Consider the following 6,823-nt stretch of genomic DNA (forward strand, 5'->3'; position numbering starts at 1 on the left):
AATCAGGTGCAATACGTTCCCAGATCTCTTTTGCACGTTCCGAAATCGGATCATCTATTACTTTTCTTCGGTATTTTACAACCATGATCAGATGATAATACATCAAATATACTGAATGTGCATTATGATCCATTTTGTCCATATAATCAGTCCTTTCTATCCTTTCGACTGATTATAGTATACCACACTTCGCACCACAGAACAAGCGTTCTATTTTCTTTTTTCTGCAATTCATCTCCCACCTGTAGAGAAAGGAGAATTCTTGCTAACTTTTGTTAAAATGGGCTGTAATCTGTGATCCTGCAGGCACTTTAAATGCCAGATGCTTCTTTGTCACCGGATGATCAAATTCCAGATGCCATGCAAACAACGCCAGGTCAAACCAGCCTTTCTTATCCGCAAAAACGGGATTGTAGCGGGTATCTCCCCAAAGCCCTGCACCGGCATGGGCCATCTGGACACGGATCTGATGCCGACGTCCTGTGATCAGATGGACATTCACCAGAGAATACTGCTGACCCTCGTCAAATTTTGTCCGTTTAACCTTATATTCAAGCACGGCTTTTTTGGCGCCGGAAGTTTTGGCGTCCACCACCTCTGTTCTATTGGTCTTGCCGTTGCTGAGGAGCATATCTTCCAACCGTCCTTCTTTCTTCGGAAAGGTTCCCGTCAATACCGCCAGATATTCCTTGGTCATCTTATTGCCTCGCACCTGTTCACTGAGCTTTCCTGCCGCCTGCTGCGTTTTGGCATAAACCATGACACCGCCCACAGGCTTGTCCAAACGATGGATCACACCGATATACGGCATACCTTTGACCTTCTTCTCCCGAACAAGATAATTCTTCAGCCAGCTCACCATATCCATATCCGCCGAGCGTTCCTCCTGGGAGGCCATCCCGGCAGGCTTCACAACCACAATAATGTCTTTATCTTCATATAAAATCTTTACTTCTGCCATTTATCTATCCTTTTCTGTCCTTTACATTTTTATATCTATTTCTTTACTTCATTCAGAATATCGACATTCTTCTATCCACTATCATAGCAGAAGTATGGACACTTTTAAAGTACTCCTGCAAAGTTCAACTCAATATAAAATTCAGGTAACTGTTCAGAAAGAGAAGGGGTCCGCATGAAAGCGGAGCCCCTTCTTGCCATTCGAATATTCAATTCATCAGGAATTATTCCTCATCTTCTCTTTTAGATTTCTTTCTGAGTCTTAATCCTAAACCACCAATACCAACGGAAGAAATTGCTGCACCAAGCAGGCCGAGTACGCTTACAGGATCACCTGTCTTCGGGCTGCTCTTACTTGTTGTCGTATTTTTGTTTGTTGTATTGTTCTTGTTCGTTGAATTGTTGTTATTATTGTTGTTTTTCTTGTCATCCGTTGTCGCAGTTGTATCAGCTGCTTTCTTCAGGCCATCAATTGCTGCCTGCAGTGTCTTTGCTGCTTCATCTACAGATTTCTGAGATTCTTTGGCATCCAAGGCTTTTTCTGCATTTGTTAAAGCCGTCTGCAAAGTTGTCCAGGTTGCGGCTGTGTAGTCATTCTTCTTGAGTCCCTTAGCTGTTGCGATGACCTTTTCAAGAGCTGCTGTATCCACAGCTTCTGTCTCATCCTTCTTATCATCCTTTGTCTCTTCTTCTGTTTCAGCAGGTGTTGCTGCTTTCAGTGCATCAATAGAAGACTGGAGACTTGCTGATGCTGCATCCACTGCTTCCTGTGACTCTTTTGCTTCAAGGGCTGCCTTTGCTGATGTCAGGGATGTCTGCATTGCTTCCCAGCTCTCTGCCGTGTAGTCTGATTCTTTCAGTTCTTCTGCCTTGGCAATGGTTGCTTCAAGGGCTTCTGTGTTAACTTCTGCCGGAGCAGGAGCCACTTTTGTTGTATAAGTGAAACTCTGTGGTAAATAACCAGTTGCACTTACTGTAATTTCAAATGTATCACCTTCTGCAAATGTTGCTGCATCTGTCTTAATAGAACCATCTTCATTAATAATCACTGTTGCACCGCGACCTGTTGCTCTATAATCCTTACCATTAACATTGACTACAGAAATGCTCTTGATGTAATCAGCAAATTCTTCATCTGTCGCATCTGCGGTCTTAACAAGTGCCTTCTTATCCGCATCATATGCAGCCGGCATTGCTTCTGTATAAAGTTCAAATTCTGTTGTAATATCTGCATATTTTCCATTCTTATCAGAAATTGTTAATGTGTATTTACCTTTCTTTGCATTGCTGAATGTTAATACACCATTCTGAACGCTTACACCGTCAAGGCCATCTACTTTGTATTCAGCAGCATAATCATCCGGCAGACCGGTTACAGTAACTTCTGTCTTGCCTGCTGTAATTGTCGCATTGGCTACTTCAAGGTCATGTGTGAATTTAACCGGTACATAAATATCTGCCAATGGAATATTGTACATACCTTTATCTGTATAATAGGTGGCAGAAGTAATTGTCTGACCCATCATTGCTTTATAATGATCAGATGAAGTCGGGCAGCCATGAACAGCTTCTGTAAAGCCTGCTGCCCAAGCCAGTTCTTCCATTCTCCAGATGTTCTCAAGATGACGCAGACCATAGCTGCTGCCTTCTTTTGTATTGACAACAACCGCATTAACATTGCTTACACCAAGCTCTGTCAGTTTATCGCGAAGACCATCAATATCTAACTGATAATCGCCGTAACTTGTCTCCGTTGACAGTTCTGCGCTTAAGCCTTCCAGTGTTGTCACATTGCCGACTGTCTTACCGAATGTCAGATTGCCATCTTTATCAACAGAGACTTCCTTGTAGTAAGATGGAACTTCTGTCAGATTATAATATGCATAATCTGCATTCTGGAACAGCGCATCCTTGCCTTTGTAAGTTGTTGTACTTGTCTGTCCTCTGTTTGTAACTGTAATGTCAACAGAATCGTCATCTGTTACCTGTGTATATTTGGACATATCCATATCATCCGTTACTTTAACAGGGAATGTGATACCGTCAATCTGACTGCCGTCAGCATTTGTATGGTAAGAACCGCCTGCCAGAGATGCTGTTCTTGTCTTATTCAGTGTTGCTGATGTAAATACATCTACATCCACATCATTCTGAACTTCTGCCTTGTAGAACGCAGAATATGGAATGTTCATCAGCACATACTGAGATTTCAGGCTGGCAATCGCATTATTCAAATGTTCTGCTGCTTCATTCACCATTTCCTGAGTATGCTTTCTCTCAAGCTCTGTTTCTGCCTCTTCTAATTCGCTTTCTACATTACTCCAGCTCTTTGCGGTGTAAAGTTCCTTATTCAGACCTTTTGCTTTTTCAATTGCAGCTTCCAATTCACTTGTATCTGTCACAGGATTCGCTTTGGCAATATTCTCTTCTGTTGCCTGGAACTGGTAGGTCACATCTTCGTATCCAAGGGCAGTCACTGTAATTGTCCAGTAGCCTGTACCATCTGTACCTGCAGGCAATGTGCATCTGAGAGAATCTGTCAGGCCAAGCTGAATACCCATTGATTTATGCATCCAGTTATCAGCTGCAAACTTTGTACCATAAGTTGCCAAGGCATTCTTATATGTACTGTCTGAACCATAATATGTCCACTTCACAGCCTGCATATTTGCGGCAAGATCGCCATAGTCTCCTTTCATATCTACACGAAGGAACTCACCATATTTTCCTTCTCCTTCCTGAACTGTCAAGCCAACATCAGCTGCAGAAGGTGCTGTCTTTAATGCCTGATCTTTAATACCGGATTCTGTACCTGCGGCTTTCGCAGAGAAGCTGAAGGAGCCATCTGAATTCTTAGTTGCTGTCTTAAGGCCATTTGTTGCAGCTGTTACTTCTGCTACCAGACCATTATAGCTGCTCAGTTTGCTTTCTGAATAGCCACCTGACAGTGTACCGCCATTTTCAACCACATCATACTTCGCTTTGAAGGCTTCATAATCTTCTTTAGCGACCTTAACCGGAACATATTTGAGGCCTGTTACATCATACTCCTTCATGGTTGTTGTTGTACCATCTGCTTCTGTAATTGTTCCGCGGTTAAATGTAATCTCACTGCCGTCTGTCAGCACTGCTTTTGTTGTTTTGCCTTCAGATTTCCAGTAAGAAATCTTGTATTCCTTACCATTTTCTGCCTCAATCACAGCTGTACACTGGAAGCTTCCTCTTTGAAGACCATGATTAACTGTTGCTCTTGTAACTGTATCAAATGCACCCTTATCATACTCATCACGAAGGTCATATGCATCGGAAGAAGAAGCATCTCCTGCTGCCTGTACACCTTCAGCTGCCCAGTATTCTGCCCAGCTAAGTCCTGCATAAACATAGGTATAAGCGTCTTCATATTTATATGTAAAGGTATAATTTTTTGCATAACCTGTTGCTTTGACAACAATCTCAAATTCCTGACCATCCTTCGCATCCGCAAATGGTTTTGCAGTTGCATCAATAGAGCCATCTTCTTTGATAATTTTCACAGCACCTTTGCCGGAAGCCGCATAAGATGTCCCATCTACAGATACAGATTCAATACTCTTGACATAAGCAGCTAAATCATCTGCTGTATAGCCATCTGCAGCCACAAGAGCCTCTTTGTCACTATCATACGCAATCGGAGTTACTTCTGATGACAATACAAACTTTGCTGTCAGGCTCGCATATTTTTCACTCTTATCAGATACAGTCAATGTGTATCTTCCACCTCTGGCCTGTTCAGCTGCAAATGTCAGCTTGCCATTTTCAAACTTGACATCACTGAGTCCATCCACACTGTATTCAGCAGCATAATCATCCGGAAGTCCTTCAACAGTTGCTGATACGCTGCCATCTGAAGCTTTACCATTTTCTACTGAAAGACTGCCATTAAATTTAACGGGTACTTTGATCTCTACAGGAATTTCATAAACACCTGCGTTGGTGTAGTATGTAATCTTGTTGATTGTCTGGCCCATCATATTCACATAGTCTTTGTACTGAAGAGGGCTGCTATGGGATGTTGTTACAAATCCTGTGCTCCATGCCAGTTCAGAAATTTTCCAGATATTTTCAAGATGACGCATACCATAATTAGAGCCTTCTTTTGTGCCTACGACAACACCATAAACTGTTGTAATATCATCCGGAAGTCCGGAAAGATCAATCCGATAATCGCCATATTTGGATGAAGTTGAAAATTCTGCAGTTACACCACTCAATGTCTTAACTTCTGTGCCTTCAACTTTTCCAAAGCTTAATGTACCATCTTCATTAACTGTTGCTTCTTTATAATAAGATGGGGCTTCACTTAAAATATAATAGGAATAGCTTGCGCTTTCAAATAATGCATCTTTTCCTTCGTATGTCGTTGTCTGTTCTCCGCCTTTACCTGAAACTGTAATATCTACTTTAGATTCGTCTGTAATCTTTGTATATTTCTCAAGTGCGGAAATATCACTTACTTTTACCGGATATACAACACCTGTAATATCTGTACCATCACTGTTCACATGATAGGAACCGGCTGTAAGTCCGGATTTTCTTGTTTTCTGTTTTGTTGCAGATGTTACAGCATCTACATCATCGTCACCTTCTGCTGCATAGAACTTGTCGTAAGGAATGTTCATCAGAACATAAACCTCTGTGGAAACAGTTGCCTTTACCAGTTCATTTGTCGCTTTTGTCAGTTTTGTTTCTGCTGCATCTACCTTATCCTGGCTTTCCTTTGCTGCAAGTGCTGACTTTGCTTCTGTCAGAGCTGTCTGCATTGTCTTCCAGCTTTCTGCTGTATAATCTGCTTCTTTATCTTTAAGCGCATCTGCCTTTGCGATCGCTGCCTCAAGTTTTTCAGTGTTGACTTTTACCTCTTCTGGTTTCTTTACAAGGGCATCAATTGCTGCTGTCAAATTGCCCGCTGCTGTGTCTACTGCATCCTGGCTTTCCTTTGCTGTAAGAGCTGCATCCGCTGCTGTCAAAGCTGTCTGTAATTTAGCCCAGCTTTCTGCTGTATAATCTGCTGCCGTCAGACCTTTTGCCTTTGCAATGGCTGCTTCAAGGTTAGCTGTGTTGACTTCTACTGGTGTTGCCGCTTCTGCTGCTTTTTCAAGTGCTGCAAGAGCTGCTGTTTTAGCGGCATCTGATGTACGTGTCGCACCTGAAACAGAATCCCAGCCATTTACAGTATCAGCAGTTGCTTCTTTGCCTTCAAGCAGTGTCTTGATTCCCTGCGAATCAGTATACGCCCATCTTAAATATTTTTTATTGCCTGTAGAATATCCTTTTCCTGGTGTTACTGCAATATCCGCAAACTTGCCATCTTTAACAGTCAGGGAAACATCAATATCATACTCATCCCACTCATCCTCATTCGTGTCATCTTCTGCTGTTCTTGTTACATGAGCAGTTGCTGTATAAGTTCCATCCTTCGCAACCTGTCCCCCAGTCACCGCAAATGCAGTTGTCGGGCACACGCCGGCTGTCATTGCTGCAATCATCAGGCCGGCCAATGTCTTATTAATTAATTCATTCTTTTTCATATCGTCCTCCTTATAAGTATGAAATTTGAATTATGCATTTAGTGTAAAATCCGACTCAAATCGAGCCATTTATTAAAAATCAGCATTAGCGCACGCTAATCATTAATTCTTTTTATGGAGCTGTATGCCAATGGCAACCCAGCCCCTGTTCTTTAATTAAATAACTCATTTTTCGGCGATTTTGCTTTCGCCAATGCTTAAATTCCCAGCCAGATAAACAGGCCAAGTAAAATCAATGCCCTGATTAAAGTCAATATCACTTCATTCCTTTGATACCCGGCAGTCCACAATGGATA

General features: G+C 42.1%; 3 protein-coding genes. All 3 read right to left on the reverse strand.

Annotated elements, in window-relative coordinates:
• On the reverse strand, positions 1 to 142 hold a 142-nt coding region (locus WMO25_RS12710), incomplete at its 3' end, for a transposase (RefSeq protein WP_349085599.1).
• 123 nt (positions 143 to 265) lie between these two features.
• Positions 266 to 961, reverse strand: coding sequence for an RluA family pseudouridine synthase (locus WMO25_RS12715; RefSeq protein WP_349085596.1), 696 nt, complete (start codon positions 959 to 961; stop codon positions 266 to 268).
• A 223-nt stretch (positions 962 to 1,184) separates the two neighbouring features.
• Positions 1,185 to 6,527 carry a penicillin-binding Tp47 domain C-containing protein gene (locus WMO25_RS12720; protein ID WP_349085598.1) on the reverse strand — a complete coding sequence of 1,781 codons (5,343 nt, stop codon included), beginning with the start codon at positions 6,525 to 6,527 and terminating at the stop codon, positions 1,185 to 1,187.
• Positions 6,528 to 6,823: the final 296 nt, after the last annotated feature.

This window comes from Coprococcus intestinihominis (genome assembly GCF_040096555.1).
Taxonomy (GTDB): Bacteria; Bacillota; Clostridia; order Lachnospirales; family Lachnospiraceae; genus Coprococcus_A; species Coprococcus_A intestinihominis.